Here is a 26,989-nt window from a genome sequence, read left to right as displayed (position 1 = left end):
ATGGGCGACATCAAGATCGGCAAACCGGACGTACGGCTCGACAAGAGCGCGCACACACCGGGCGTACGGCAGGGCAACCACGAGGGCGGCTACAAGCACCAGCCCGGGCACCTCCCCGACGACACCTCCACGGCACGCCGGTCCACGGGCATCCGCGCGAAGCACATGGACCCGATCATGCCCGGCATGCCCAACCTCTCCCCGGCGTGAGCGCCACCGCTGCCGGGCCCGTCCACAGCGGCGCGGGCCGGACGGACGACGAGGGCCCCGAGCTGGACTTCGCCGTGACGTCCGTTCGTCCCATGCCCGGCCAGGCCGTACCGGCGCTGGCCTTCCGGATCGCCGTCTCCCGCAGCGGCGGCGGGCCGGTTCGCTCCCTCAGCCTCACGACGACGGTGCGCATCGCGGTGGCGCGGCGCCGCTACGAGCACGCGGACCTGCTGACGATGGCGCGGCTCTTCGGGCAGCCCGAGCAGTGGGCGACCAGCATGCAGCCGCTGACGTGGGCCAGGGTCACGACCGTGGTGCCGCCGTTCGACACACGGACAGAGACCGATCTGCCGGTCCCCTGCACCCGGGACGCGGAGCTGGCGGTGACCTCCTACTTCCACTGCGTACGCGACGGCGAGGTGCCGCTGGACTTCCTGTTCAACGGGACGGTCTTCTACGAAGGCCCAGGGGGCAGGCTGCGCACCGCCCAGATCGCCTGGTCCAAGGAGGCCTCCCACCGGCTGCCCGCCGGCATGTGGCACGAGACCCTGGGCCGCTACGGGCAGGGCACCAGCTGGGTGCCGCTCTCCTCCGACGCCCATGACGCGCTCGTCGCACACCGCGACCGGCACGCGCTCCCGGGCTGGGAGGAGACGGTCAGAGACCTGCTCGACCGTGCGGAGACGCCCGGCGGGGCCGGACAGCGAGCGGTACGGGGAGCCACGTGGACGCCGTAGAGAAGATCGCCCGCACCTGCCTCTACGAGGGCTACCTGCTCTGGCCGTACCGGCGGACCGCGCTGAAGAACGCGCAGCGGTGGACGTTCGGCGGGGTCTACCCCCGAAGCTGCGCCGACGGCCTCGGCGAGCCCTCGCGGATGCGCACCCAGGTCCTGCTGGAGGCGGGACCCGCCGCGAAGCTGACCGTGCACCTGCGGTTCCTGCAGGTCGTCGACCGCCAGGTGTTCCGGCACGGACCCTCCGGGCCCGTCCCCGTCGACGAGCTGCGCGTCGCGGGAGAGCGGCACCTGACCTGGCAGGAGGCGACCGAACGGCGCTGGGTCTGCCCTCCTTGGTCGCCCCGGCGCGGCCCGCGCTCCTCCACCGTGGACATCGCGGCGGGCACGGACCGGGAGGCGCTGCGCGCGGAGTCGGGCAGCGTCGCGGGCACGCTGGTGCGGGGATGGAAACGGCTCACCGGCACGGTGCGGCTGGAGACGGAGGCGGTGACGGACACGGTGCAGCGGGTGACCGTGGAGGTCGAGAACACCACTCCCTGCCCGCTGCCCGTCCCCGGCGCGCGCCGGGCCAGAGACGCGGCCGCCCCGTACGCGTTCGCCTCCACGCACGCGGTGCTGCACACCGACACCGGCGCCTTCGTCTCCCTCACCGACCCTCCGGGCGAACTGCGGGAGGCCGCCGCCGCGTGCCGCAACACCGGCGTCTGGCCGGTGCTCGTCTCCGACGACCCAGACGCGGCGGCCGTCAGCCCGCACCGGGCCCGGGACGTGCTCTCCTCGCCGATCACGCTGTACGACTATCCGGCGGTGGCCCCGGAGAGCCCGGGGGACATGTTCGACGGTGGGGAGATCGATCAGCTCCTGATCCTCGGAATCCTCAGCCTGACGCCCGAGGAGCAGGAAGAGGCCCGTGCCACCGATCCCCGCGCCCGGGAGATCCTCGACCGCTGCGCGGCGCTCGGTCCGGGCGAGCTGTCCGCGCTGCACGGCACCATCCGCGGATTCCGGCCCGTCCTGGAGGAACGATGAACGAGGTGCGCGGCCGCACGGTGCTGACCGGGGGCGCGGAAGTGGGACGCGGCAGCCGGGTGCGGCTGCGGCCGCGTCACACGTCGGAGATCTTCGACCTCGAACTGAGCGGCCGCACCGCCGAGGTCGAGGCGGTGGAGGAGGACATGGAGGGCCGGGTCCACCTCGTGGTCACCCTGGAGGACGACGACGGGCGCGACTTCCGCACCGGCCTCGGCCACCGCTTCTTCTTCTCGCCGGACGAGGTCGAGCCGCTCGCCGGCGGCCGCGCGGGGCCGCGGATCCTCATCGCGGGGATCGGGAACGTCTTCCTCGCCGACGACGCGTTCGGGCCCGAGGTCGTCGCGGCGATGCGCGGCCGGGAGGTGCCGGCCGGGGTGCACGTGGCCGACTTCGGCATCCGCGGCATGGACCTCGCCTACCGGCTGCAGGACGGCTACGACGTGGCCGTCCTCGTCGACGCGGCGCCCCGCGGCGGCACGCCCGGGACGCTGTACGTCATCGAGGCCGGTACCGAGGCGGACACGCGGGCGGAGACGGCGGACGGAACGGGTGCCGGCGGCCTGCCGGAAGCACACGGCATGGACCCCGTGCAGGTCCTGGCGCTGGCGAGGCAGCTCGGCGGAGAGAGGCTGCCGCGCGTCGTCGTCCTCGGATGTGAGCCCGCCGTGCGGATGCGCGGCGACGAGCCCGACGTCCTCGTCGGGCTGAGCGAGCCGGTGCAAGAGGCGGTCGGCGAGGCCGTCGTGCTGCTGGAGGAGCTCACCGGCGAGCTGCTGCGCGATCCGGGCGGCGACCTGAGCGGCGGCCTGGACGGCCGTCCGGGCCGTGACCTGAGCAGGCGGACAGTGAGGAGTTGAGGGCATGAGGAGAGGGATCTTCGTTCCGGCGCTGGCGGTACGCATCGCTGTGGGGACGGTGGCGGTGGCGTTCGTCGCCATGGCCGCGGCCAGCGCACCCGACGCGGTGCGCTACTTCAAGATGAAGACCATGTAGCGCCGTCCCCGTAGAGCGGGAGCATCCAGGCGCAGCACGGCGGTGCCCGAGGAGATCTCCTCGGGCACCGCCGTGCTGCGCCTGGAGTGTGTGGTCAGTCGCGCCTCAGGCGCCTCCGGGCGCGTGGGAGTGCACGGTGAACAGGCCGCCCTCCGGGTCGAAGAGGCGGGCCGTCCGTCCGAAGGGGTTGTCGGCAGGACTGCTCGCGATGGCGCCGCCGGCCGATACGGCCGCCTTGGCCGCGTCGTCCACGTCGTCGACGAAGAAGGACACGTGCCATCGCGGGCGGATGTGCGGGTCCGGCGCCGACTCGACGGCACCGCCACGGATCGTGGCCACGGCCCGCCCGTCGACGCGCACGACCACCGCCTCGTGCTGGTAGTCGACCTCGCAGCGTCCGCTCTCCGAAGCCCAGTCGAAGACCTCGGCGTAGAAGATGGCCGCGGCGAAGGCGTCACGTGTACGCAGCTCCAGCCGCGCGGGCGGAGCGACGCGGGAGACGTCCCAGGCGGGCAGTACCAGGCCCTCCCAGAAGCCGAACGTGGCACCGGCGAGGTCGGCTGCCAGAGCGGTGCGGCCCTCGCCCATGCGGATGGGGCCGACCGCCACGGTCGCGCTCCGCTCACGCACCCGGGCGGACGCGGTGTCCGCGTCGGGTACGGAGAAGAAGGGCGTCCACTGGACGGCCACACCCATGGTGCGGACGATGGCGCCCATGCCGGCGACGGGAACGTCGCCCGAATAGGCGACGCTGAAGTCCTCGCCGAGGCTTCCCCGCCGGAACGTCCAGCCGAGCACGTCGGCGTAGAAGCGCTGGGCAGACTCCAGATCGGCCGTGGCGAGGCTCACCCAGCACGGCGCTCCGTCCACGGGCGCGACTCCGGAGTGCACTCCCGCCCTCCTCGCTTCGTTCGCGTAGCCGATCAGCGGTTGAGCGCCTTCTCGAGCTGCTTCTTGTTCATCGAGGAGCGTCCCTGGATCCCGCGCTGCTTCGCCTCGTTGTAGAGCTGCTCGCGCGTCGGGCCGCTCTTCGGGGGCATCCGGTTCCCGGAGCGCTTGCCTCCGCGCTCCGAGGCGGACTTGCCCCTTAGGGACGTCCGGCTCTTCCGGTCGGCCTCGCCGGTGCGCGCCCGCTCCTTGTTGACGGTCCGCGCGGCTATCTCCTTGGCACGGCCGGTGGAGGCGCCGCGCTTCTTCGCGCCCTCCTTGACGTGCTCGTACTGCCTCTCGCGCTTCCGGTTCGATCCTGCGGGCATGACTCCTCCTCTTCCGTTTCGGAATCAGCCCCCCGATTACCCCTCCAGTCCGTTTGCTAACAACAGCGTGCGAAACGGCACACACGACCGCAATCGGCCGGCGGAGAGGTTGAACGCGCGACGAGTTCGCCGCCGGGCCCTACGGCTTGCGCGCGACGGCTGCGTAGCAGGCGGCCTCCGCGTCGGTGACCTGGTACATGTCCTGCTCGGCGTCGGGGCGCCAGCGGTGCGTGACGGTCACACCCGGCTCCAGCAGCTCCCAGCCGTCGAAGAAGCGGGTGAACTCCTCGCGGTCGCGGGCCTGCACGGGAGAACCGGCGGCCTTGTAGGTGCTGACCGTGCGGGCGATGGCTTCCGGGTCGAACTCGGACGTGACGTGGCTGACGGTGAGCGTGCTGCCCGACGGCAGGACGTCCTTGAAGTACTCGACGACCTCGTGCGCGGTGCGCTCCCCGGGGATGAAGTGGAGGAGGGCGATGAGGCTGAGGGCGACGGGACGGCCCAGGTCGAGGGTGTCCATCAGCTCCGGGGACTTCAGCAGCGCCTCGGGGTCCCTGGCGTCGCCCTGCGAGTAGGCCGTGCGCCCCTCGGGGCTGCTGCGGAGCAGGGCCTGGGCGTGGGTGAGGACGATGGGGTCGTTGTCGGTGTAGACGACCCGCGCCTCCGGCGCCGTGCGCTGGGCGACCTCGTGCAGGTTCGGCGACGTGGGTATGCCCGTGCCCACGTCCAGGAACTGGCGCATGCCGAGTTCGGCGAGGTGGCGCACGGAGCGGTGCATGAACTGGCGGTTCGCCCGCGCGGCGACGAGGACGGCAGGGAAGACGGACATGGCGCGGCCCGCCTGCTCGCGGTCCGCGGGGAAGTTGGTGGTACCGCCGAGGAAGTAGTCGTACATCCGCGCCGGATGGGCCCGGTCCAGCTCCAGATCCACAGCGCCTTCGTCCACGGCCACGGGGTTCCGCCTCTCTCACCTCACCGAACGGATGGGGCCGTCATGGTGCGTCATACAGGCCGGATTGCCCAGGCGGGGCCCCTGACAAGGGAGAAGTCCGGCCACTCCGGGGCATGGTGAAGCAGCGAGAGCGCGGGGACCGCGGGGTAGCCACACATTCACCCTGTGTAGTATTTTCCCGGACTCCCACCGCCCGCTGAGGGAGCGTCAGCGGAGCTTCCAGTCCGATCCGCCACTTCTCCGCGAGAGGGCTCCTGCATGGGCGCCGAGGACGACCGGCCGCGAGGTCTGACCGAAACCGATGCCCAGTCCTGCGACGACCGCCGCCGGTTACTGCTCTCCTTCGACGCCTTCGACACCGCACACCACCGCCTCTGGCTGCGCTACGCCCACACGCAGGTGGGCAGCCGCGAGGCCGCGCACCGCGTCGTCGAGGACGCCTGCCGGCACCTCCTGGAGCACTGGGAGCACGCCCTGCGGCAGGAGTCGCTGCCGGCATACGCCTGGACGGTGCTGAAGGAACATGTCGCAAAATGGCTGGCCGAGCGCCGTCAGCGGCCCCTGCTGGCGGAGACAGCCGCCTTCCACGCCGCGGCCCGCAAGCCGCTGCTCTCCGAACTGCGCGACGAATTCGCCGTGCTGGAGGGTGAGATGGGGCTCTACGCCGCCATCGCCCGGCTCCCGGAGCGGCAGTACGACGCCGTCGTGCTGCGGTATCTGCTGGGGTGCACCGAGGAAGAGGTCGCCGACTACCTCGGATTCGAGACGGCGACGGTGCGCTCGCACATAAGCTATGCGAAACGGAAGCTCGCCCGGGAGCTGCGCACCCCGCCCGGGCCCGGGACGGGGAACGCTTGATGCGGGGCCGGCACGAACGCCGCACCATCGACGCGCTGTTGAACGAGGCGGAAGTCCTCGCGGACGACTACGGCGAACGCGACGTGGCGGCCATGAGGGAACGGGTGCTGGCCAACCCGACGCTCTCTCCCGCCACTTCGGAGCCGGGCGGCACAGAAGGCTCCGCCTCCCCCGCTGACGGCCCCACCGGCGGAGACGCGGCCCGCCCCCCGGCGGTACGGACGCCCCGGTACTACTCCACCGAATGCGAACAGGCCGCCCACGACCTGGACTTGGCGGTCTCGCTGGTGCTCAACGCACCCGAGGCGGCGGCGAGCCTCTCCCGATTCGTCGAGGACGAGGAGTGCGCCGCCCCGCAGGGCGCTCTGGTCTTCGCTGGTCTGCTGCACCTCGCCCGGTACCGCGAAGCGGCCCAGTTCTGGTGGCAGTTCGCTGCCGGCGGCGGTTCCCGTACCGCCGCGTTCTGCCTGTACCTCCACCACCGCCGGCACGGTGAGTTCCGCGACGCGGATCACTGGCGCGCCCACTCGGAGCGGCTGCCGCGGCGGCCCCGTACGGAGGGGCTTCCGCATCCGCGGGGCGGCACGCGGTCGCTGCTTCCCGACGGGGTGCTGCACGGGCTGCTCAGTGAATGCCATGGGGGCGGCCGTCCGCGGCTGCCGCATGCGCTGGAGAGCGTCCTCCACCGTCTTCCGGTGACGGACGACGACGAGGACTTCGGTGAGATTCCCCAGCCGGCCCGGGATCTGACCCGCCGCCTGACGGCGTCCCGGCCGCGTCACTGACCGCCCCCGGCATCCTTCTGAACTCCTGTGACCGACACCGGCGGACCGGCCACGGCGTCCCGTCCCGCGCGGGACGGAGAGCCGGTGGACATGGCGAGCCGGTGTGCCGTCGCCTACAGGCGCCCGCCGGTCATCCGGGTGAAGGGCCCCGCCGCCCGCTTCGCCGAGTAGCGTCCGGCGGCGAAGGACGCGGCGACCGCGGTGACGGCTCCGGTCCCGATGCCGGCGACGATGCCGCGGCGGTTCTTCACGAGAGTCCACGTCGCGGACGCCGCCGTGGCTGCGGTGCTGGAGACCGACGCCAGCTTCTGGCGGCCCAGTTCGGCGCCCTGGCTGGCGACGCTGCCGACGCGCTTGGTCGCGGCGCCGACGCTGCGGCCGCCGCCCTCGACGGCCTCGCCCACAGAGTGGGTGGCCTCACCGGTCTTGCCGGCGGCCTTGCTGATCCCGCTACCCGCCTTGGCCCCGGCCTCCGAGGGCTTCTTGGTGGCGTTCGCGGCCTTTCCTGCGGTTCGTGTGCTCTTGCCGTTGTCAGTCATGGCCAACGGGTTGCCGAGAGTGGCGCCGTTGAAACGTCCCGTACTCCGGCGGCTCGCTGCCCGGCCCCGGAGGAGCGCGGACAGCGCCGCGCGTCAGCCCTCGTCACGCGGCAGGAGCGAACCCAGCGGCCCCAGATCGAGGTTGAGGTCCGCCATGGTCAGGCCGTAGCGCTCGCACAGCTCGGTCATGCGCTCCTGGAGGATCATCAGCGTCATGCCGATGCGTTCCTCCTGGTCCTCGGTCAGGTCTCCCTGGTCCACACGGTTCAGCGCGGTGCGTTCCATGAGCTGGCGCAGCAACTCGACGATCGTCAGGACGAGCTTCATCAGGTCCCGCTCGACCGTGTCGGGGTCGGTCCTCAGCCGCTGGGCCAGCTTGCCCTCGCCCCGCGCCGCCGCCTCCTCCGGGCCCGCCGGGAGCAGGTCGAACGCGCGCGCCGCCGAGCGCGCGACGTCGTCCAGCCTGCTGCCCGGGGAGAGCGCCTCGGGAAGCTCCTGCGGGGGCCGTGAGGCCTCCTCGGGCTGCTCGTCGGTCATGGCTGCTTCTCCTCTCCACCGCACCGCGGAGAGCTTCCGCCGGCGCGGGGGGACGGCGCGTCGGACGTCACCACGGTGCCGGGTCGTCCGGTGTGACCGAGTGGATGACCGCGCGCAGGTTGACGCGTACGAGGTCGACGTCGGCGATCGACAGCACGAGGTCGCCCGTCAGGACGGCCCCGCCGGTCAGCAGCCGGTCGAGCAGGTCGATGAGGGCGACCTGACGTCCCGCGAGCGAGTCCTCCTCGCCGAAGCCGTTCGAGGCAGACCGCGCGCCTTCCTCGACGGCGTCGGCGAAGCTCCTGCCGGTCAGGTCACTCTCCATCGGCGTCCGGCTCCCCAGGACCGCCCGGCTGCCGCGGAGTGGAGGGCGGCGTGGCGAAGGAGTACGGCGCCCACGGGCCCGTCAGCTCCACCCGCACGCCCGGGACGTCCTCCGCGAGGCCGCCGACCGCCGCGCGGAAGTCGTCGCTGCGCGCGGCCGGAACCAGATAGGCGTCGTTGACGATGTTCTCCCCCGGCCCCGAGGCGAGCTCGCCCTGCTGCGGCCGGTGGGAGACCTTCGCGGTGGCGATGGCGTCCGCGAGTGCGGCGGCCCGTTCGGCGACCGCTCCTGCGGTGCGGTAGGTGTCACGGTGGGTGTTCCGCTGCTTCCTGCGCTGCTGCAGGTAGGCCCGCCCGGGGCTGCTCCCGCCGCCGGACGTGCCGGAGCCGCCGGGGGCGGCGGGCGCCTCCGAGAGGTTCGCCGCCGAGGCGCCCCGGGGGTCGGCGTACACCTTCACGCCCCACTCGACCTGGCCCTCCAGGCGGCTCAGCAGGGCGGCGAACTCGTCCTTGCGCTCGGTGAGCATCGCCTCGACGCGGCCGTCGTCGAGGTAGACGGTCGCCAGCCGCATCGGCAGCACCGTCGTGTGCTCGTACGCGGACGCGACCACCGCGTGGTGGGAGCGGGCGAGGGCCTCTAGCCGCTCCATGTCCTCGAGTTGGGCCTTGAGCCCTTCCTCGTCGTACAGCCCGGCCGGGACGCTGCTGACCAGCGCGCCGAGCCCGGCCGCGTACACCGCCCGCACCCCGGCGCCGGTGGGCCCTTCCAGGCCCTCGGCAGCCGTCTGGAGCGGTGCGTCCCCACGGCCGACCGCGAAGACGTAACAGACCTGCGCGGTGTCCTGCTCCTCCACACCGGGGGCACGGTCCGCCATCAAGCTCGTCCTCCGCGCTTGCCGTCGTCCTCAGCGCCGGCGGTCTCAGCACCGGCGGTCTCCGCGCCCGCCTCGTCCGCGGCGGGCAGCTCGGCCTGCGTGCGCAGCCGCTCGATCTCCTTGCGAAGACGCTCGTTCTCCGCCGCCAGCTCGCCCTGCCCGTCCGGCTCGGCCTGCACGGCCGTGGGGGCCTCGCGGCGAGGCTGCCGCGCGCCCGACGAGAGCGACGGGTCGTTCTCCCACCAGTCGATCCCCATCTCCTTCGCCTTGTCCACGGAGACGACCAGGAGGCGCAGCTTGATGGTGAGCAACTCGATGTCGAGCAGATTGATCTGGATGTCGCCCGCGATGACGACACCCTTGTCGAGTACACGCTCAAGAATGTCCGCCAGATTGGCGGAAGTGCCTTGCTGCTGGCCGTATGGGACCGCCCTGCTGGAGGACGGTCCCATACGGCCGGCCAGTGAATCGGACACGTGGTATCAGCCTTGCCTGCTGGGTATCGGTGGTCTCCGGACCGCCGCGCCCGGACAGGCCCTCAGGGGGTCAGCGCCGGGCGGCAGCGGCACGGCTCTCTTCATTGTCGTCCATGTCGCTGTCCTCGTCATCGGCCTCGAAGTCGTCGTACCCGGCTTCGGGGTCCTCCTCCGCTTCTACCTCGTCGTCGTCCTCGTACTCGTACTCGGCGTCCTCGTCCTCCATCTCGGACTCGGCGTCGGCTCCGTCCTCGTACTCGGCGTCGCCTTCGAGGTCCTCGGGCTCGTCGCCGTCCTCGTACTCGGCGTCGGCCTCGTCCGGGTCCTCGTCCTCCTCGGACCGCGGGTCCCCGGTGGCTTCCTCGGCCTCGTCCTCGCCGTCTTCCTCGGAGGACTCCTCCAGGGCGGCCTCTCCGGACCCTTCGGCTTCCTCGGCCTCTTCCGCCTCGACGGCCTCGTCGTGGTCGAGGACGACCTCGCCGTCACGGATCTCGCCGCGCCAGCCGTCCGTCGCCTCGCCGCGCATCATGATGAACTTGCGGTACAGCTTCAGATCCAGCCGGGCCCGGCGGCCCTGCGCCCGCCAGATGTTGCCCGTCTTCTCGAACAACCCCTTGGGGAAGTACTCGAGGACCAGCAGCACCCGGGTGAGGTCGTCGGTGATGCGGTGGAAGGTCACGACGCCCTTGACGGTGCCCTTGGCACCCTCGGTGGTCCAGGCGATGCGCTCGTCAGGGACCTGCTCCGTGACGTTGGCCTTCCAGCTCCGCGTCGACTTGGCGACCTTCACCTTCCAGTTGCTGCTGACGTCGTCCGCCTTCTCGACGCTGACGACGCCCTTGGCGAAGGTGCTGAACTCCTGGAACTGGGTCCACTGGTCGTACGCCTCGCGAACGGGCACGCCGACGTCGATGTCCTCGACGATGGTCACGCTCTTGGACTTGCCTCCGCCGCTCTTGCGTCCCTTGCCGAACAATCCCTTGACCTTGTTCTTGAGCATGTCCTTGACGTGCGACGAACCGACGGCCATCGCCGCCTGTGCGGGGGACTTCCCCTCGCTGAGGGCCTGGCCGCCCTTCGCCAGGCTCCCCGCGAGTCCCGCGCCGGGGAGCCCCTGGCGCGGGTCGGCGAGCTTGCCGACGCCCTCCCCGAGCTTCGAGCCGAGGTCGGTGACAGCCTTGTGCGCGCGCGCCTGGAGGTACGCCTGCAGCTCCTCCTTCAGACGGTCGGTCGCGGGGTTCCTCGCCACCTCGTCCCTGAGTCTGTCCAGGGTGGAGTCAGCCATCGCGTCCTCCCCGGTCCGCTGCCTTGCGCGTTCCCGAGGCCGCCTTGCGCGCGGTCCCGCCCGAGCGGCCGCCGCCTGCCGGCTTCGCGGCCCGCTTCGCCGTGCTCTTCGAACTCCGGCCTGTAGCCGCTGACTTGGCGGCGGGCTTCGCGGACTTCGCCGTCCCGGCGGGCTTCCGGCCGGCGGCCGGCGCCTTCCGCCGCGGGCGGGGACGCTCCTCCGGCTCGTCGGCGTCCGCCTCGTCCTCGGCGTCCGCCGCGTGCTCGTCCTCGGGAAGATCCTCGTCGGGCTCGTCGAAGTCGTCCTCGTCCCGGCCGCGCCGTCCGGCGGGGTCGCTGAGGCCCCGCGTGCGCTCGTGCAGGGAGTCGGCGAGTCCGTTGGCGCGCTTGGTCACCGCCGAGGTCAGCGCGGACTTCGTGCCGTCCATCAGGTCCTTGCGGACCTGGTCGCTCAGACCGCCGAGGACGGGCGAGTTCGCCGCCATCTTCAGCAACTGCTGCGGGCTGAGGTCGAGCTTCTTGCCGGCCAGGACCATTCCCAGGCCGATGGCCAGTTTGGCCTTCTTCGTGCGCCCGAGCAGGTATCCGCCCACCAGGGCCATGCCTATCTTGCCGTTGTCGTTCATCTTGCGGTCACCTCGGTCTCCCCGTGCGCGTCGACGGGATCGGTCTGCGGCGGCTCATGAGCGCACTCCCATCTGGCGCTGGTACGCCTGTCGCCACTCGAGTTCGTCCAGCAACTCGTCCTCGCGCCGGTCGAACTCCTCTTCCGTGATCAGTCCGTCGAGCAACTCCTGTTCCAGCTCGGCGAGTTGACGGCGTACGGGCGCGGGGTCGTAGTACTGCTGCTCGGCAGTGAGAACGACCTGGTCCATGACCCAGACCGCTCCCCTCACAGGGGCGAGCGGCAGGGTCAGGAGCTGGGTGATGAGGCCCATTGCCAGGCTCTCCGATCACATCTCTCAGACGAAGCTGTACGGGGGGAGCGGACCGTAGAGGGTGAGCTTGTACTCCTCGCCGCGCCGCTGCGACTCCTCGTCCACCGCCTGAGAGAAGGCCGCGGCCTTCTCACGGCGGACCAGGAACGAGACGTTCAGGAAGTGCTGCTGCGTCGGCTCGCCCATGCTGTACTGCTGGGCGCCGCCGGCCAGCCGCTCCACCAGTTCCTTGCCCTCTGCCTCGTTCCGGGCCTGGACCTCGTTGGAGACCAGTTCGCCCAGGCGCATCTTCTCGTCCTGAGCCTCGGGGTGCTCCCTGGTGAACTCGCGGAGGCGGCGGATCTCCTCGGACTGGCCGATGATCTCCCGCAGCAGGCTCTCCTCCTCGCGCGCGGCCTTGAGGTTGTACTCCAGGCAGCCGTCGAGCTCCGACAGCCGCTCGGTGTAACCGCTCTGGCTCTCCTCCAGCACCGAGACGACGGAGTCGTCGTCGGGTCCGACCAGGCCGAAGCGCATCGGCAGGGTCGCCCCGTCGGCCATCAGCGTCTCCAGGACTGCCTGGTGCGCGGCGAGGTCACGGCGCTTGGCGCGCAGGTCCTCGGGCGCGTCGCTCACGACGGCGCTCAGGGCCTTCGTCTTCACAGAACGCAGCTCCCCGCCGGGGTCGCCCACTCCGGTCAGCCCGTCGAGCTTCTGCGGGTGGTCCGCCGCGGTGATGGCGTAGATGTAGGTGGCCACGTTCAGTCCTCCTTGCGGCGGGCGGTACGGCGGCTGGACGAGCTGGAGGAGGCCTTGCGCGGCTCGCGCTCTTCCTCTTCATCGTCGCGGCCCTTCTGCAGGGACTCGCTGAAGGCCTCGACCGCGCCGGTCAGTGCGCCTTTCGACTTTCCTTTGGCACCGCTCTCCATCGACTCGCCGACGATGTCGGTGAGCTGCGTCGGCTTCTTGCGGCCCGCCTCGAGGTCCAGCCGGTTGCACGCCTCGGCGAAGCGCAGGTACGTGTCGACGCTCGCGACGACGACGCGGACGTCGATCTTGAGAAGTTCGATGCCGACGAGGGAGACGCGGACGAACGCGTCGATCACCAGACCGCGGTCCAGGATCAGTTCGAGAATGTCGTACAGGTTGCCGCCGCCGGCACCACCGGTCGACTGGGGGGAATTCGTCTGCGGGACTACAGTCACGCTCTTTCTCCTTTCGGGATTGTGCGCACAGCGGAGACGCCCGGTGATCGCGGAACAGTGGCCGGATCACCGGCGAGAGTCATTTCCGCTGATCGATCTGACCGCGTGCGTAACGGCGGGTCCGCTCGTAGCCGAGCAGGTTGCCCTGGCCGTCCAACTGCACGCGGTAGGAGCCCATGACGCTGGTCGTCTCCGGAATCCGCTCGACCTCGACCACCTCGACATCGGCCGTCCAGCCCTCGGAGGTGGCTTTGACGGACGAGACCGAACCCGGTTCACACTGAAGGAGTTCAGCGAGCTGGCCTGCGGCGAGCCGCATGGCCTTGGCGATCGGGACACGGCCGTTCTGCGCACCGCTGCTGCTCTCGGCCCGCTTCTCTTCCTTACGATTACGACCGTCTTCGTTGGTTTTCTCACCAGTTGTCGCCATGGTTTCACCCCTTTCCGATCGACCGAGTTGTACACGTGTGTTCCGGATCTCACCTTGAAAGGCGAGAGGTCTGGTTGGGTGCCCCGGGTGCGCAGACCTATGCGCAAAGCTTCGCGGCGGATCGCGACGTACGGGTTCCGTCTCGTTTCCGTAGACGGACAGGGAGGCTCAACACCCGCAGGTGAAAGGCGCGTTGGAAGCTCGCGGAGACGGGCGACCCGCATTCCGGAACCCGTCGCGACAGGTGTCCCGCGGGAACGGGTCTCGGGTCAGACGGCGCTCTCGCGGACGACCAGGCGGTGCGGGACGGTCACCTGCCGGGCCGGGTGACTGCCGAGCCGCCCGTAGACGCGGTCGGCGAGGCACTGCAGGGCGCGCTCGGCGATCTGCGGCTTGTCCGGCGCGACGGTGGCCAGGGACGGCACGCAGTACCGTCCGTCCTCGATGTCGTCGAAACCGATCAGCGCGACGTCCGACGGGACGCGCAGACCGTGGTCGTGGCAGGCGCGCACGGCGCCGAGCGCGAGTTCGTCGCTGAAGCAGAAGACGGCGTCGGGGCGGGGCCCGGCCTCCAGCAGTTCACGCATCGCGCGGACGCCCTCCGCGCGGTGCAGCGAGGCCACCGTCTTCACCAGCGACGGCTCGGCGGGCAGCGCCGCGGCGGCCAGCGCCTCCCGGTAACCCTGCGCGCGCTGCTCGGCCGTGCCGTTGGTCAGCTGCGGCTGCAGGCCGATCGCCGCGATGCGCCTGCGGCCGAGCCCGGCCAGGTGGGCGGTCGCCTCGCGGGCGGCCGCGACGTTGTCGATGGCGACGTGGTCGGCGGTGCCGCCCGTCTCCTGCTCGCCGAGGACGACCAGGGGCATCGAGGCGCTGTGGCGCCCCAGTTCCTCGGGCGTCAGCGACCACGGGCTCATGATCATGCCGTCCACCGTGTGCCGCTCCGAGCCCTCCAGCAGGCGGCGTTCGCGCTCGGCCGTGCCGTCCGTACGGTCGATGAGCACCGTCCAGCCGCGGTGCTGGGCCGCGTCGATGAGCAGCTCCGCGATCTCGCCGAAGTAGGGGGAGCTGACCTCGGGGACGGCGAGGCCGATCAGGCCCGTGCGGCCCTGACGCAGGTTCCGGGCAGCGAGGTTGGGGCGGTACTGCAGCTCCTCTATGGCGAGCAGCACGCGCTCCCGTGTGGCGGGCGCCACAGCCGGCGCGTTGTTGACCACGTTGGAGACGGTGCGCACGGACACCCCGGCGCGGGCCGCCACGTCCTTGAGCTTCGCCGCCACCTGGAACCTTTCCTTCCGCCCTGCCCGTCCCGCGTTGTCCGCGCGGGGCGGCACCGATCATCCCACGGCACGTCCGGCTTGCAGAAAGTTTGTTCCATCCTATTGCCACGCTGCATGCAACGTTGCAAAGTGGCTGGTCACGTAGACGGCCACCCGAGAGCCGCACCGAGAGAGGAGAGCGCCATGACGACCGTGAGCACCGGCCCGGCCGGTGGGACCAGCGCCGCGCAGACCCCGTCGACCGCGCAGAGCGACGCCCCGGACGTCGACTTCGCCACAGTCGGCGACGTCGTACGGGACCTCTACACCGACGGCGTCAGCGCCCGTAAGGGAGCCTTCTCCGCGGAGTGGGCGGACCGCATGCGCGAGGACATCGAGGAGGCCTTCGAGGAGGCGCGGCACCGCCCCGGCGGCGCCGTGGGACGTGGCCCGCACCGCTACTACGTGGAGATACACCCCGAGCAGCTGCGCGACTTCGTCGACCTCGTCGACCACCCGTGGGTGCGGGCGGTGTGCGAGGCGGTCCTCGGCCGCGACTACTCGATCGTCGAGCTCGGCTTCGACATCCCCTTCGCCGGGGCGGTCAACCAGCCCTGGCACCGCGACTTCCCCATGCCGGACGTCACGCGCGAGCGGCGCCGTCTGAACTCGCTCGCCTTCAACCTCACCGGCGTCGACACCACGGAGGACATGGGGCCCTTCGAGATCGCCCCCGGCACGCAGTGGGACCTGGACGACGGCTTCGAGCACGCCATGTTCCCGCCCCGGGAGGACTACCCCCGGTACCGGGAGCTGGGCGTGCGGAAGTTCCCGCAGCGCGGTGACGTCTCCGTACGATCGGCACTGACCATCCACCGGGGAACCGCGAACCACTCCCAGCTCTCGCGCCCGGTGCTGGTGCTCGGCGTCGACGCCCCCGGCGCCGGCAACGACGGCCACCACGACATGGCCGTCACCCACGAGTACTGGCGGACGCTTCCGGAGCGCGTGCGGGCGCACCTGCACTGCCCGGTCGTCGACGAACTCACTCCGATCACGCAGAAGCACACCATCGAGGGCCTCGTCATGGGCGACGCCGAGCCCGACTCCCCCGACGCCGGCATGGGCGGCGGCATGGCCGGACCGGCCCCCGAAGAGCCCGAGGGCGACGACAGCTGACGGCGTGACGCCGTGTACGACCGCAACACGAAAGAAGGGCCGCACGTGACCACGCCCGCACCCCCGCAGACGGCAGGCTCCGCCGCTGCGGTACGGCAGCCTCCGCTGCTCTACGCCGTCGCCGCGATCTCCGCGCTCGGAGGTCTGCTCTTCGGCTACGACACCGGCATCATCGCCAGCGCCCTCGTGGACCTCGGGCGTGACCTGCATCTCTCCTCACGGGCACAGGAGATCGTGGTCAGCGCCATCCTCGTGGGCGCCATGGTGGGAGCGCCGGTCTCCGGGACGCTCGTCGCCCGCTACGGCCGCAAGCCCGTGGTGACCGGCGTCGCCGTCTTCTTCGCCGTCGGCGCCGTCGCCGCGGCCGTCGCGCCCGGGACGGGCACGCTCATCGCCGCCCGGTTCGTACTCGGACTGGCCGTCGGGGCGGCCTCGAACACCGTCCCCGTCTACATAGCGGAGACGGCGCCCGCCGCGATCCGCGGACGGCTCATGGTGCTCTTCCAGCTCATGGTCGCCATCGGCCAGCTCATCTCCTTCCTCGTCGGGTACGCCCTGGCCGGGCCGGGCGGCTGGCGCTGGATGTTCGCACTGGCCGCGATCCCGGCCGTGGTGCTCGCCGTGGGCATGCTGCCGCTGCCCGAGAGCCCCCGCTGGCTGGTCGGCAAGGGGCGGACGGACGAGGCCGCCGCCGTCCTCCGCAGGCTGCGCGTCCCCGGCTCGGACATCGACGGCGAGATCGCCGAGATCGTGGACGTGCGGACCAAGGAGCGCGGCGCGGGCTGGCGCGCCCTGCGCGGAAACTGGGTGCGTCCGGCGCTGGTCGTGGCGCTCGGCATCGCCGCGTTCTCGCAGCTGACGGGCATCAACGCGATGGTGTACTACGCGCCGAAGCTGCTCACCGACGCGGGCTTCGGAGACAGCACCGCGCTGCTCACGGGTGTCGGGATCGGCGTGATGCTCGTCCTCGCCGGTATCGCCGGGACCCTCCTCGTGGACCGGACGGGGCGGCGCCGGCTGCTGCTGTGGCTGCTGCCGGGGTCGGGCCTCGCCATGGCCGTGCTCGCGCTGGCCTTCCTCGGCGGCGACGGCACGGCGGGGCAGAAGTGGACCGTGATCCTCTCGCTGTTCGCCTACATCTTCCTGAACGGGGCGAGCATGCAGGCCGTCGTGTGGCTGATCGGCCCGGAGGTGCTTCCGCTGGCGGTGCGGGGTCCGGCCATGAGCCTGGCCACGACCGCCGTGTGGGGTTTCGACCTGGTCATCGCGCTGACCGCGCTGACCGCCGTGGACACCTTCGGGCGCACGGCGACCTTCATGGTCTACGCGCTGATGAACGCCGCCTGCTGGATCTTCGTGCTGCGGCGGGTGCCCGAGACGCGGGGCCGGACGCTCGAGGAGATCGAGAAGGCGCTGCGCAAGCCCTCGGCCAGGGCCGAAGAGCCGGTGAACGCCTGAGGGTGCCGTTCCGGTCTCCGCGGCGCGGACCGCGGAGACCGGGGCGGCGGCGCCCGGGGCGGCCCGCGGGTACCGGTGGGGACCGGCGGGCTCGCGGCCGGACCGCACGGCGCTGCGGCCCGGCCGTCGGCGTCACTCCTTGACCGCGCCGGTGAGCATGCCTTCGATGAACCGCCGCTGCAGCACCACGTAGACGATCACGACGGGCAGGGCGATCAGCACGGACGCCGCGGCGAGCAGCGCCGTCTCCGAGGTGTGCTGCCCCTGGAAGAAGGCGAGCCCGAGCGAGACGGTGCGGTGCGCCTCGTCGCTGACCATCACCAGCGCCATCAGGAACTCGTTCCACGTCCACATGAAGACGATGACGACCAGGGTGGAGATGGCCGGGCGGCCCATCGGGACGAGGACGCGCCACAGCGTGCCCCAGCTGGACGCGCCGTCGAGCCTGGCCGCCTCGATGACGGAGGCGGGCACGCTGCGGAAGTAGCTGCGCATCCAGAAGACGCCGAAGGCGAGGGACTGCGCGGTCTGCGGCAGTATCAACGCCCAGTAGGTGTCGGTCAGTTGCCAGTACCGCAGGTCGAAGTAGAGCGGTACGACGAGGGCTTCCTGCGGGAGCGTGAGCCCCAGCACGAAGGTGTAGAAGAGCAGGCCGGAACCCGGGAAGCGCATCACGCCGAAGGCGTAGGCGGCCGGCAGCGCCAGGAGGGACGTGACGAGGACGACCGCGACGGCCACCAGCACCGAGTTGGAGAGGTAGCTGCCGAAGTGCCCGCGGGTCCAGGCGTCCGCGAAGTTGGCCCAGTTGAGGCCGTCCGGCAGCGAGAAGCCGGTGTCCAGCGACGACTGCCTGCCGAAGGCGGTGGAGAGGATCCCGGCGACGGGCGTGAGGCTCAGTGCGGCGAAGAGCAGCAGGATGCCGTAGGTGACGGTGCGTTCGAGGCGTCCGGTCATCGGTTCCGTCCTTCCACGAGGCGGGACACGGTGACGGTCAGCACGAAGATCAGCACGGTGAGCCCCATCCCCATGGCGGCGGCCGCTCCGACCTCGTTGGTCTCGAACGCCCGGTGGTAGACCTCGTACGCGGGCACCGACGTGGCGTTGCCCGGCCCGCCGCTCGTGGTGATGTAGATCAGGTCGAAGTTGCGCAGTCCGGCGACGATGGTCAGCGTGAGCGCGACGGCGATCTCGGCGCGCAGCCCGGGCAGCGTGACGGCGAAGAACTCCCGCAGCGGGCCCGCCCCGTCCACGCGCGCCGCCTCGTACAGCTCGCGGGGGATGCGCTGGGCGCCCGCCAGGAAGAGCACCACGCACAGTCCCGTCTCCACCCAGGTGCCCACCGCGCCGACGGACGGAAGCGCCCACGTGTAGTCGCCGAGCCAGGACCGCGTCAGGGAGTCCAGCCCGACGGCGCGCAGGGCGTCGTTGAGCAGCCCGTCCGGCGCGAGGATCGAGCGCCAGGCCACGCCGACGACGACCATCGCCAGCACCTGCGGCAGGAAGAGCACCGTGCGGAAGAAGGCGGCTCCCCTGACGCGGAACCGGGAGAGCGCCGAGGCCAGCAGCAGGCCGAGTGCGACGGGCAGCGCGGAGTAGAAGAGCAGCAGGACGATCGCGTGCAGGAACGGCCCGCGCAGCGACGGATCCGTCAGCAGGGCGGTGTAGTTGTCGGCTCCGGCCCAGGTGGCCGCCGTCAGCCCGTCCCAGTGCAGCAGCGACAGCCAGGCCGTCTGGCCGAGGGGGACGAGCAGGAAGAGGGCGTACAGGACGAGCGCGGGCAGCACGTACAGGTACCCGACGGCACGCGGCCGGCCCGGCGCCCGGCTGCTGTGGCCCCCGGCCGCGCGGGACGGGAGCCGGACGCGCCGGGACGCTCGCGTGCCGGGGCGGTCCCCGGTGGACACGGCGCTCACGGCTTCGGCTTCCGGCCGGCCTGCTTGTCCTGGAAGGACGTGTACGAGCGGTGCATGCGCGTGGAGAGCTCCCCGGGTGAGAGCTTTCCGTCGATGACGCCCTGGAGGTCGGCGGAGAGGGAGTCGTAGAACGTGGGCGTGGTGTAGTCGAGATACGGGACGAGGCCGTCGCTGTCGTTCAACTTCCGCCATCCGTCGACCATTTGCGCGTCGGCGCTGCCTTCGGGGAGCCGGCGGGCGGCCTTCCCCGGCAGGGCGGGCAGCACTCCCTCCTCGGTCATCACGTCGGCGGCGTGTGCGCTGGTGATGAAGTCGAGGTAGGCGGCGGCCACTTGGGGGTGCCGTGCGCGCGAGGTGACCGACCAGGCGAGCCCCTGCCCGCCGGTGGTGACCGGTGGCGCTCCCGACTCGGCCGGCGGTGGCGGCATGAAGCCGAGCTTGCCGCCCATGGACTTCTTCAGATCCGCGAGCTGCCAGGTGCCGGTGATGAGGAAGGCGCCCTCGCCGTCGGCGAACTTCTTCGCGGCGTCGTCGTATCCGGTGCCGTTGGCGCCTTCGGGGACGTAGCCGCGCTTCTTCCAGTCGGCGAGCGTCCGGGCGGCCTCGCGCGTCGGGTCGTCGTCGAAGCCCTCGCCGCGGCCGAAGACGCTCTCGCGTGCCTCCTCGGCTCCGCCTGCCTGGTTCTGCAGCACGCCGAACGTGTGGATCGCCGGGTACTTGTCCAAGTTGCCGAACTGGACGGGCAGTTCGCCCTCTTCCTTGAGCTCGGGCAGGGCGTCCGTCAGATCCTTCCAGGTCTCGGGGGGTTCGACGCCTGCGTCGTCGAGGACGTCCTTGTTGTAGTAGACGCCGATGTACTCGCCCGTCTGGGAGATGCCGTACAGCCGCCCGGTGCCGAAGTTGCGGGCGTCGGCGGAGACCCGGTTGAGGTTGAGCAGGGTGGCCGGGTAGCGGGTGTTCCAGGCGTAGATGCCCGCGTAGTCGTCGAGCGGGCGCAGCAGGCCGGCCTTCACGAATGCGACCATGTCGGGATAGCCCTGGTTGGCCTGGATGACGTCCGGCGGCTTGTTGCCGGATATCGCCAGCTTCAGGGTCGTCTTCAGATCGGAGAAGCTGCGGGCGACGCGCTTGATGCGCACGTTCGGGTACTTCTCCTCGAACTCCCTGTTGAGGCGCTCCAGTTCGGCGTTCTGACCGCCGCGGATCTCCTGGTCCCAGACCGTCAGCGTGGCCTTGCCCGCCTTGGCGGGGTCGGGCACCTCGCTCGCGGCCGCGCCCGAGCCGCCCGCACCGGGTGCGGCGGAGCCGTCCGTGCCGGGAACGCAGGCCGCCGCGAGGAGCGCGGCGGTGAGGGCGGCCGTGAGCGCGGCGGCACGCCGGGCGGCGCCGCGCCGGACGGCCCGCGGTGCGGGGCGGTGCGGAGCCGCGGCTCCACGTCCGGGGACACTCCCGCCGGCCGGCGGGCTCACAGAGCGCATGGGGTCTCCTCTCGGCGTCCCGGACGTTCGGGCCGCGTCCCGCTCCTCGCCGCCGGCGGCCGGACGGAGCGCGCGGGGAGTGCCGGTGACGGTGGTCGGACGCTGGTCGGGGCGTTCGGGACTGGGCTTCGGGAACGTTCAGGACGGTGTGTCAGGCACGGACGGTGTGTCAGGGCGTTCGGGAGGGGCGCCGGGGCGCGGTCAGGACGGGCGGAAGCCGATCGTGGGGGTTGCCCTGCGCAGCGACGACCCCCTGCCGGCGCCGGGCAGCAGGTCCGACAGGAAGGCGTAGCGGCGCATCACGTCCTCGCTCTGCCCCCCGCAGCGCGTGGCGTACTGCCACCACGCGGCGACCTCGGGCCACCCGGGCGCGGACAGCGAGCCCCCGAAGTGCTGTACGGACAGAGCCGCCGTGAGGTTGGCGAAGGCGAGCCGGTCGGCGAGCGGCCAGCCCGCGAGCGTCCCGCTGATGAACCCGGCGACGAACACGTCGCCCGCGCCGGTCGGGTCGAGGGCCTGCACGGGCAGCGCGGGCACGTCGGCGCTCTCCCCGGTGAGCGAGTCGACGGCGACGGCGCCTTCGGAGCCCTTGGTGACCACGGCGATGGGGACGAGTTCGGCAAGTGCCCGGACGGCCTCCTCGGGTGAGCCGGTGCGGGTGTAGTGCTGGGCCTCCACGGCGTTGGGAAGGAACGCGTGGCAGTACGAGAGGTCGGCGAGGGTGTCGGGGTCCCAGGCGCCGGTGTCGTCCCAGCCGACGTCGGCGAAGATCTTGCTGCCCTCGTCATGGGCGTCACGTGCCCAGCCCTCCAGCCGCCCGGGCGACAGCGCGGTGAAGCAGGCACGGGAGCGCGGGCGCTGGGCGGCGCTCACGCAGGGCGCCGGTGCCTCGTGGCCGTGCGAGACCATCGTCCGCTCGCCCTCGTAGGCCATCGAGACGGTGACCGGCGAGTGCCAGCCGGGGGCCCGGTGCGAGGGCGCGAGGTCTATGCCCTCGCTGTCGGCCAGGGACTCCCAGCAGTAGTCGCCGTACACGTCGTCGCCGAACGCCGCCGCCAGGGAGGTGCGCAGGCCGAGGCGGCGCAGCGCGGTGGCCATGTTCGCGACGCCTCCGGGGCTGGAGCCCATGCCGCGCGCCCAGGACTCCGTGCCGCGCACCGGGGCGTGGTCGAGCCCGGTGAAGACGATGTCCAGGAAGACGGTGCCGGTGAGGAAGACGTCCTGCTCGGGGCCGCCGTCGTCGCGCAGCGCGGCCAGCGGGTCCAGTGCCGCCGACGTCGGCGCGGGCTGTGCGCTCCCGGTCGTACTCACTGCTCTTCCCGCCCCTCGTGCCGCCTGCCTGCCGCAACGCCCCGCCATAACGGCCGGGGGGGCCTTCGCCTCCCCAGGCGTCATGCGTTGAGCGGTACCTTGCACGTCAGACCCTGAAAGTGCAAGAGGCCGGTCACACTCGCGCAAACTCGCTCACTCAGGCTAGATTGCCGGGCATGTTGCGCGAGCACCGCCACGAACAGCTGCTCCGGCTCCTCCGCGAGGAGGGCGTGCTGCCCGTCGGCCAGATCGCCGAACGGCTGGACATCAGCGAGGCCACGGCGCGCCGCGATCTCAACGACCTCGGCAGGGCGGGAAGGCTGACCCGGGTCTACGGCGGTGCGGTGGCCCGGCAGGCCGCCGAGCGGCCGTTCGAGGAGGAGGCCGTCGACGACCTCGCGGACAAGGACGCCGTCGCGCGGCGGGCCGCCGCCACCGTCGAGGACGGCGAGGTTGTGCTGCTCGACATCGGCACCACGACGCTTCAGCTGGCCCGCCAGCTCCACGGCCGGAAGATCACCGTGGCGACCAGCAACCTGGCCGTGTACGAGGAGCTGCGGGACGACCCCGACGTCTCCCTCGTGCTGCTCGGCGGGCAGGTGCGCCGCAACTACCGCTCTCTCGTCGGCCACTTGACCGAGGCGAGCCTGGAGGGCCTCTACGCCGACCGCCTCTTCCTCGGCACCAGCGGCGTACTGCCGGACGGCCGCGTCCTCGACACCACCGACGTCGAAGTGCCCGTGAAGAAGGCGATGCTGGGCTCCGCCCGGCAGGTGGTGCTGCTCGCCACCGCACGGAAGTTCCCCGGCACGGGGACGGCCCGCATCTGCGGGCCGCAGGACATCGACGTACTGATCACGGGTCAGGCGTCCGACCCCGGCACGCTCGCGGTCTTCCGCGAGGCCGGAGTGGAGGTAGCTGTGGAGGTGGCGCGAGCATGAGGCTGACCGTGCTGGGCGGCGGGGGTTTCCGCGTACCGCTGGTCCACCGGGCCCTGCTGGAGGACGCCGGGGACCCGGCGGGCCGCATCACCGAACTCGTCCTCCACGACACCGAGCGGGCGCGGCTGGACGCCGTCCGCGCCGTTCTCGCGCACCAGGCGGAGCGGCACGCCGCACGAGGTGAGGGCTCGGGCCGGCCGCCTGCCTCGCCTCCGCCGTCGGTACGCACGACGACCGACCTCGACGAGGCCCTGCGCGGCGCCGACTTCGTCTTCTCCGCCATCAGGGTCGGCGGTCTGGACGGCAGGACGCGCGACGAGCGCCTCCCGCTCGCCGAAGGCGTGCTGGGCCAGGAGACCGTGGGTGCGGGCGGCGTCCTCTACGGCCTTCGCACCCTGCCGGTCGCGGTGCGCATCGCGGAGCGCGTCGCCGAACTCGCCCCAAGCGCCTGGATCGTCAACTTCACCAACCCGGCCGGGATGGTCACCGAGGCCATGAACAGGACCTTCCGCGAACGGGGCCTGGGCGAGAGGGTGATCGGCATCTGCGACTCCCCCGTCGGGCTGTGCCGCCGCACCGCCCGCGCGGCGGGGGCGGACCCGGACCGGGCCGACTACGACTACGTGGGGCTGAACCATCTCGGATGGCTGCGCCGCGTCGTCGAGGACGGGAGCGACAGGCTTCCCGGACTCCTCGCCGACGAGGCCCGGCTGACGTCCTTCGAGGAGGGCAGGCTCTTCGGCGCCGAGTGGCTGCGCACGCTGGGCGCGGTGCCCAACGAGTACCTGCACTACTACTACTTCAACCGGGAGGCCCTGGCCGCGGTGCAGGACGCGGAGGCCACCCGCGGGGAGTTCCTGCGGCAGCAGCAGGCCCGCTTCTACGAGGCGTCGCGCTCGTCGTCACCGGCAGAGGCCTACACGGCCTGGGAGCGCACGCGGCGGGAGCGCGAGGAGACGTACATGGCCGAGAGCCGGGAGGCCACCGGCGGCTGGGAGCGCGACACCTGCGACCTGGAGGGGGGCGGCTACGACCGCGTCGCGCTCGCCCTGATGCGGGCGATCTCGCGCAACGAGCGCACCAAGCTGATCCTCAACGTGCCCAACCGGGGGGCGGTTCCGGGGCTCGGCGAGGACGCCGTGGTGGAGGTGCCGTGCCTGGTCGACGCGGGCGGCGCCCGGCCGCTGTCGGTGGGGCCCGTCGCAGATGACCAGCTCGGGCTGATGCTCTGCCTCAAGGCCGTGGAGCGGTCGGCCATCGAGGCGGCGGCGGACGGTTCGCGCCGCGCTGCGGTGCGTGCGCTCGCCCTGCACCCGCTGGTGGACTCCGTACGGGTCGCGGAGCGCATCCTCGACGCGGACGGCTTTCCGGCCGGGTGACCATGCCGGCCCGCCCGCCGCTTCCGCGCGGGCGCCGGGCCCGTGGACAGTGCGTACGTGATCCCCGCGTGCCCCGCCGGGCTCGCGGGGGCCTAGCTCAACCCCCTTTCGTGCAGGGGTGGTTGCGGTAGACGAGCAGGTAGCGCCAGAAGAGCAGCCTGCGGATGCGGCACCCGGGCAGCAGACCGGCGGCCTCACGCTGGATCTGCGGCAGCGTCACTTCCGGCTCCCTGGTGGGCGCCGAGACGCGTCCCGCGTCCGGGGAGGCCGCCTTCCCGTCCGAGGCGGTTGCCTTCCCGGGCGACCGGAACCGCTCCCGTACCGCCACCGCGAGCCGCGCGACGGCGTTGACGGGTACGGCGGCCACGAACCACGCCCAGTCCCACCAGGTTTTCGCCGGATAGCAGCCCAGGATCACCAGGACGCCGCCCGGCGCGAGGGCGTCACGAAGGGCTCCCGCCGTCGAGAAGGACATGTGGTGGATGCTGGCCAGGCACGAGATGAAGTCGTAGTGCCACGGGGGCAGTTCGAGCTCCGTGACATCGGCCTGGCGGTAGCGGGGAGCGGGGGCTTCCGGGTCGCGGGCCGAGAGGGCGCGCGCGCAGTCGACGGTCTCCCCGGACGGGTCGATCGCGTCGACCTCCAGTCCGCGTCCGGCGAGCCGCCGCGCGAACCGTCCCGTGCCGCAACCTACGTCCAAGGCCGTGCGGGCGCCGTGCGGGACCTGTGACAGCAGCAGCCGGTGGTAGTGGTCGTTGTGGTCGAAGGGCATGGCTCCGACCCTCCCACGCGTCCGCCTGACGCCGCCGGGACAAGCGCGTTCCGGTCACACGCGCTCAGCGCGTCCAAGGCATCCGGACTGCGGTGCGGCTGCTCTCCGTTGACGGAATCCGAACGCGTAGCCCCGCCTCGGCATCGACGGAGCTGACGGCACGTCAAGGCAGCACGGAAAAGCACCAGTTTGCGACATGAAGGAACAACACCCCCGAGCAGCACAACCGATGACAGATGCCGTCGGTCACATCACCGCCATCCCCCGTTCCGTCGTCGACACGCACCGGAGAGACGAATGAAGCTCCGTACTTCCGCCGCCGCGGCCACGGCCGCCGCCCTGGGGATGGCCCTCGCCCCCTCCGCCGCCGTGGCCCACAGCGGCAGCCACCCGTTCGAGAACTGTCCGGCCGCTTACGCCGCCGGCTACTCCGAGATCGCCGAGGGGGACGAGCACTACGGGACGCACCTGGACCGCGACGGCGACGGCATCGGCTGCGACCGGCCCCCGGCGGGCTTCGTCCCCGCGAAGGGCCGGAGCGGGGACGGCAAGGCCGGCGGCGGCAGCGATGACGGGGGCGCGCTCGCCGAGACGGGCGGCACCAGCGCCACGCCGTACCTGGCGACCGGGGGCGGCCTCGTGCTGGCCGCCGGGGCAGGCGTGCTCGTCGCGACACGGAAACGCCACACGGAACGCTGAGCAGCTCACGCGCGAGCGCCGCGTGCGGGGGCGGGCCCCCGCACGCGGCCTCCGTCAGCGGACCCGTCCGGTCACGGCCGCGGGAACGCGTTGAGCAGCGGCTCACCGGCGGCGTAGCGGCGGACCTGCTCGACGATCAGACGCTCCGCACGGGGGCGGAACGCGGCAGAGCCGCCCGCCACATGCGGCGTGATCAGCGCTCCGGGGCACTGCCACAGCGGGTGCCCGGCGGGGAGCGGTTCGGGGTCGGTGACGTCGAGCGCGGCACGCAGTCTGCCCGCCCGCAGCTCCGGCAGCAGCGCCCGCGTGTCGAGCGTACGTCCCCGGCCCACGTTGACCACGAGCGCTCCGTCAGGCAGGGCAGCCAGCTCGGCCTCCCCCAACAGCCCTTCCGTCGAGGGGTTTTCGGGCAGCACGAGCACCGCGACGTCCACGTCGGGCAGCAGCTCGAGCAGGTCGGAGACGGCATGCACGTCCTCCTCGGGCCTGGCCCTGCGTGCGACGCGCACCACCTGCGCCTCGCACGCCAGCAGCCGCCGCTCGAGCGCCGCTCCGATGGAGCCGTAGCCGATGACGGCGACGCGGCAGTCGGCGAGCGACCGGGTGAAGTGCGGTTCCCAGAGGTCTTCCCGCTGGTTCGCGGCCCACCGCGGAAGGTCGCGCTGGGCGGCGAGGATCAGGCCGAGTGCGTGCTCGGCCGTGCTCGCGTCGTGGAGTCCGCGCCCGTTGTGCAGCGCCGCCCCCTCGGGCAGCACCGGCAGGAGCTTCTCCACGCCCGCACTCAGGGACTGCACGGCACGCAGCGCGGGCATGCGCGGCAGCAGGCGCTCGACCCCAGGGACCGCGTAGGGCATCACCCACAGGCCGGTCGACTGCAGTACGTGCGGCGGCAGTTCGTCCTCCGGCGTCGTCCCGTCCCAGACGTGGACGCGCACGTTCGACGGCCAGGGCCCGTGCCTGTCCTCGAGTCCGTCCCAGGGCAGGAGCACGTCGAGAGCGGAGGCGGAATCGGTGTTCGCGGGGGTCTCGGGCATCGGTGCACGGCCTCTCGGTCGTCGGCGGCTCGCGGGCGGGAGCCGCGGGGTCCACGGTCGGGCTGGCGGACGGCGCGAGCGCATGTGGCGGTGACCACGCCCTCGGCTGTTGACCGGCGAGGGAGGACACTCGTAACGTCCTTCCCGCCCAGTGAAA

At 71.9% G+C, this 26,989-nt stretch carries 33 protein-coding genes; 12 read left to right on the top strand and 21 right to left on the bottom strand.

Annotated elements, in window-relative coordinates; translation table 11 throughout:
• Genes IEY56_RS05750 through IEY56_RS28805 form a run of 5 tightly spaced genes read left to right on the top strand, consistent with a single transcriptional unit; the run spans position 1 to position 2,974 of the window.
• Positions 1-210, top strand: a complete 210-nt coding sequence (locus tag IEY56_RS05750; RefSeq protein WP_189035985.1) for a hypothetical protein — start codon at positions 1-3, stop codon at positions 208-210.
• A complete protein-coding gene (locus tag IEY56_RS05745) occupies positions 207-947 on the top strand; it encodes a DUF6084 family protein (protein WP_229711642.1) in 741 nt (246 codons plus the stop codon). The genes IEY56_RS05750 and IEY56_RS05745 overlap by 4 nt, the downstream gene beginning before the upstream one ends.
• Positions 935-1,978, top strand: a complete 1,044-nt coding sequence (locus tag IEY56_RS05740) for a hypothetical protein (RefSeq protein WP_189035984.1) — start codon at positions 935-937, stop codon at positions 1,976-1,978. The genes IEY56_RS05745 and IEY56_RS05740 overlap by 13 nt, the downstream gene beginning before the upstream one ends.
• A complete protein-coding gene (locus tag IEY56_RS05735) occupies positions 1,975-2,838 on the top strand; it encodes a hydrogenase maturation protease (protein WP_308424117.1) in 864 nt (287 codons plus the stop codon). The genes IEY56_RS05740 and IEY56_RS05735 overlap by 4 nt, the downstream gene beginning before the upstream one ends.
• Positions 2,839-2,842: 4 nt before the next feature.
• Positions 2,843-2,974 (top strand): DUF6893 family small protein, encoded by a 132-nt coding sequence (locus tag IEY56_RS28805; protein ID WP_268241314.1) that lies wholly within the window; start codon positions 2,843-2,845, stop codon positions 2,972-2,974.
• Between the two features lie 105 nt (positions 2,975-3,079).
• On the opposite strand, the gene IEY56_RS05730 is transcribed toward IEY56_RS28805, so the two are convergent.
• The 3 genes from IEY56_RS05730 to IEY56_RS05720 all read right to left on the bottom strand — a co-directional run bounded on the left by IEY56_RS05730 (position 3,080) and on the right by IEY56_RS05720 (position 5,182).
• Positions 3,080-3,865: a VOC family protein gene (locus IEY56_RS05730; RefSeq protein WP_229711641.1), complete on the bottom strand. Its 786-nt coding sequence runs from the start codon at positions 3,863-3,865 to the stop codon at positions 3,080-3,082.
• Positions 3,866-3,897: 32 nt separating this feature from the next.
• Positions 3,898-4,230 carry a plasmid stabilization protein gene (locus tag IEY56_RS05725; protein ID WP_189035983.1) on the bottom strand — a complete coding sequence of 111 codons (333 nt, stop codon included), beginning with the start codon at positions 4,228-4,230 and terminating at the stop codon, positions 3,898-3,900.
• 139 nt (positions 4,231-4,369) lie between these two features.
• Positions 4,370-5,182 (bottom strand): SAM-dependent methyltransferase, encoded by an 813-nt coding sequence (locus tag IEY56_RS05720; protein ID WP_373292037.1) that lies wholly within the window; start codon positions 5,180-5,182, stop codon positions 4,370-4,372.
• A 258-nt stretch (positions 5,183-5,440) separates the two neighbouring features.
• Here IEY56_RS05720 and IEY56_RS05715 point away from each other — a divergent pair, with 258 nt between their 5' ends.
• A complete protein-coding gene (locus IEY56_RS05715; RefSeq protein WP_189035982.1) occupies positions 5,441-6,040 on the top strand; it encodes a sigma-70 family RNA polymerase sigma factor in 600 nt (199 codons plus the stop codon).
• Complete coding sequence (locus IEY56_RS05710) at positions 6,040-6,825, top strand: hypothetical protein (RefSeq protein WP_189035981.1); 786 nt, start codon at positions 6,040-6,042, stop codon at positions 6,823-6,825. The genes IEY56_RS05715 and IEY56_RS05710 overlap by 1 nt, the downstream gene beginning before the upstream one ends.
• 113 nt (positions 6,826-6,938) lie before the next feature.
• Here IEY56_RS05710 and IEY56_RS05705 read toward each other — a convergent pair whose 3' ends face one another.
• The 12 genes from IEY56_RS05705 to IEY56_RS05650 all read right to left on the bottom strand — a co-directional run bounded on the left by IEY56_RS05705 (position 6,939) and on the right by IEY56_RS05650 (position 14,689).
• Complete coding sequence (locus IEY56_RS05705; RefSeq protein WP_189035980.1) at positions 6,939-7,364, bottom strand: hypothetical protein; 426 nt, start codon at positions 7,362-7,364, stop codon at positions 6,939-6,941.
• A 93-nt stretch (positions 7,365-7,457) separates the two neighbouring features.
• Positions 7,458-7,901, bottom strand: a complete 444-nt coding sequence (locus tag IEY56_RS05700; protein WP_189035979.1) for a gas vesicle protein K — start codon at positions 7,899-7,901, stop codon at positions 7,458-7,460.
• Positions 7,902-7,968: 67 nt separating this feature from the next.
• Positions 7,969-8,226, bottom strand: coding sequence for a gas vesicle protein (locus IEY56_RS29040; protein WP_189035978.1), 258 nt, complete (start codon positions 8,224-8,226; stop codon positions 7,969-7,971).
• Positions 8,216-9,100, bottom strand: coding sequence for a GvpL/GvpF family gas vesicle protein (locus IEY56_RS05690; protein ID WP_189035977.1), 885 nt, complete (start codon positions 9,098-9,100; stop codon positions 8,216-8,218). The genes IEY56_RS29040 and IEY56_RS05690 overlap by 11 nt, the downstream gene beginning before the upstream one ends.
• Positions 9,100-9,552 (bottom strand): gas vesicle protein, encoded by a 453-nt coding sequence (locus IEY56_RS05685; RefSeq protein WP_189036228.1) that lies wholly within the window; start codon positions 9,550-9,552, stop codon positions 9,100-9,102. The genes IEY56_RS05690 and IEY56_RS05685 overlap by 1 nt, the downstream gene beginning before the upstream one ends.
• A 94-nt stretch (positions 9,553-9,646) precedes the next feature.
• Positions 9,647-10,861 (bottom strand): SRPBCC family protein, encoded by a 1,215-nt coding sequence (locus IEY56_RS05680; protein WP_189035976.1) that lies wholly within the window; start codon positions 10,859-10,861, stop codon positions 9,647-9,649.
• Positions 10,854-11,486, bottom strand: a complete 633-nt coding sequence (locus IEY56_RS05675) for a hypothetical protein (protein ID WP_189035975.1) — start codon at positions 11,484-11,486, stop codon at positions 10,854-10,856. The genes IEY56_RS05680 and IEY56_RS05675 overlap by 8 nt, the downstream gene beginning before the upstream one ends.
• 54 nt (positions 11,487-11,540) lie before the next feature.
• On the bottom strand, positions 11,541-11,798 hold the full coding sequence (locus IEY56_RS05670) for a gas vesicle protein GvpG (RefSeq protein ID WP_189035974.1): 258 nt from the start codon (positions 11,796-11,798) through the stop codon (positions 11,541-11,543).
• A 24-nt stretch (positions 11,799-11,822) separates the two neighbouring features.
• A complete protein-coding gene (locus IEY56_RS05665) occupies positions 11,823-12,536 on the bottom strand; it encodes a GvpL/GvpF family gas vesicle protein (protein ID WP_189035973.1) in 714 nt (237 codons plus the stop codon).
• A gap of 2 nt (positions 12,537-12,538) precedes the next feature.
• The gene (locus IEY56_RS05660; protein ID WP_189035972.1) at positions 12,539-12,982 is read right to left on the bottom strand and encodes a gas vesicle structural protein GvpA; all 444 of its coding nucleotides are present in this window, start codon (positions 12,980-12,982) and stop codon (positions 12,539-12,541) included.
• Between the two features lie 79 nt (positions 12,983-13,061).
• Complete coding sequence (locus IEY56_RS05655; protein ID WP_189035971.1) at positions 13,062-13,412, bottom strand: gas vesicle protein GvpO; 351 nt, start codon at positions 13,410-13,412, stop codon at positions 13,062-13,064.
• A 269-nt stretch (positions 13,413-13,681) separates the two neighbouring features.
• Positions 13,682-14,689, bottom strand: a complete 1,008-nt coding sequence (locus IEY56_RS05650) for a LacI family DNA-binding transcriptional regulator (protein ID WP_189035970.1) — start codon at positions 14,687-14,689, stop codon at positions 13,682-13,684.
• Between the two features lie 183 nt (positions 14,690-14,872).
• Between IEY56_RS05650 and IEY56_RS05645 the strand changes: the two genes are divergently transcribed.
• Both IEY56_RS05645 and IEY56_RS05640 read left to right on the top strand, forming a co-directional pair.
• A complete protein-coding gene (locus IEY56_RS05645) occupies positions 14,873-15,847 on the top strand; it encodes a phytanoyl-CoA dioxygenase family protein (protein WP_189035969.1) in 975 nt (324 codons plus the stop codon).
• A gap of 45 nt (positions 15,848-15,892) precedes the next feature.
• Positions 15,893-17,305: a sugar porter family MFS transporter gene (locus tag IEY56_RS05640; RefSeq protein ID WP_189035968.1), complete on the top strand. Its 1,413-nt coding sequence runs from the start codon at positions 15,893-15,895 to the stop codon at positions 17,303-17,305.
• A gap of 132 nt (positions 17,306-17,437) precedes the next feature.
• Here IEY56_RS05640 and IEY56_RS05635 read toward each other — a convergent pair whose 3' ends face one another.
• From IEY56_RS05635 to IEY56_RS05620, 4 genes are all read right to left on the bottom strand, one after another.
• Positions 17,438-18,259, bottom strand: a complete 822-nt coding sequence (locus IEY56_RS05635; RefSeq protein ID WP_189035967.1) for a carbohydrate ABC transporter permease — start codon at positions 18,257-18,259, stop codon at positions 17,438-17,440.
• Entirely contained in the window at positions 18,256-19,095 is an 840-nt protein-coding gene (locus IEY56_RS05630; RefSeq protein WP_229711678.1) for a carbohydrate ABC transporter permease, read from the bottom strand. Before IEY56_RS05630 ends, IEY56_RS05635 begins: the two co-directional genes overlap by 4 nt.
• Before the next feature lie 119 nt (positions 19,096-19,214).
• Entirely contained in the window at positions 19,215-20,696 is a 1,482-nt protein-coding gene (locus IEY56_RS05625) for an ABC transporter substrate-binding protein (RefSeq protein WP_189035966.1), read from the bottom strand.
• Positions 20,697-20,897: 201 nt separating this feature from the next.
• The gene (locus tag IEY56_RS05620; protein ID WP_229711640.1) at positions 20,898-22,007 is read right to left on the bottom strand and encodes a carbohydrate kinase family protein; all 1,110 of its coding nucleotides are present in this window, start codon (positions 22,005-22,007) and stop codon (positions 20,898-20,900) included.
• Positions 22,008-22,183: 176 nt separating this feature from the next.
• Between IEY56_RS05620 and IEY56_RS05615 the strand changes: the two genes are divergently transcribed.
• The gene (locus IEY56_RS05615) at positions 22,184-22,948 is read left to right on the top strand and encodes a DeoR/GlpR family DNA-binding transcription regulator (protein ID WP_189035964.1); all 765 of its coding nucleotides are present in this window, start codon (positions 22,184-22,186) and stop codon (positions 22,946-22,948) included.
• Positions 22,945-24,327, top strand: coding sequence for a 6-phospho-beta-glucosidase (locus IEY56_RS05610; RefSeq protein ID WP_189035963.1), 1,383 nt, complete (start codon positions 22,945-22,947; stop codon positions 24,325-24,327). Before IEY56_RS05615 ends, IEY56_RS05610 begins: the two co-directional genes overlap by 4 nt.
• A gap of 97 nt (positions 24,328-24,424) precedes the next feature.
• Here IEY56_RS05610 and IEY56_RS05605 read toward each other — a convergent pair whose 3' ends face one another.
• On the bottom strand, positions 24,425-25,099 hold the full coding sequence (locus IEY56_RS05605; RefSeq protein ID WP_189035962.1) for a class I SAM-dependent methyltransferase: 675 nt from the start codon (positions 25,097-25,099) through the stop codon (positions 24,425-24,427).
• Positions 25,100-25,396: 297 nt separating this feature from the next.
• Between IEY56_RS05605 and IEY56_RS05600 the strand changes: the two genes are divergently transcribed.
• Positions 25,397-25,798: an excalibur calcium-binding domain-containing protein gene (locus IEY56_RS05600; protein ID WP_189035961.1), complete on the top strand. Its 402-nt coding sequence runs from the start codon at positions 25,397-25,399 to the stop codon at positions 25,796-25,798.
• A gap of 71 nt (positions 25,799-25,869) precedes the next feature.
• On the opposite strand, the gene IEY56_RS05595 is transcribed toward IEY56_RS05600, so the two are convergent.
• On the bottom strand, positions 25,870-26,832 hold the full coding sequence (locus IEY56_RS05595) for a 2-hydroxyacid dehydrogenase (protein ID WP_189035960.1): 963 nt from the start codon (positions 26,830-26,832) through the stop codon (positions 25,870-25,872).
• Positions 26,833-26,989 lie beyond the last annotated feature (157 nt).

Origin of the sequence: Streptomyces daqingensis (assembly GCF_014645895.1) — a bacterium.
GTDB classification, from domain to species: Bacteria; Actinomycetota; Actinomycetes; order Streptomycetales; family Streptomycetaceae; genus Streptomyces; species Streptomyces daqingensis.
Note: the sequence above shows the minus strand (reverse complement) of the source record. Positions and strands in the feature narration are given on the sequence as shown.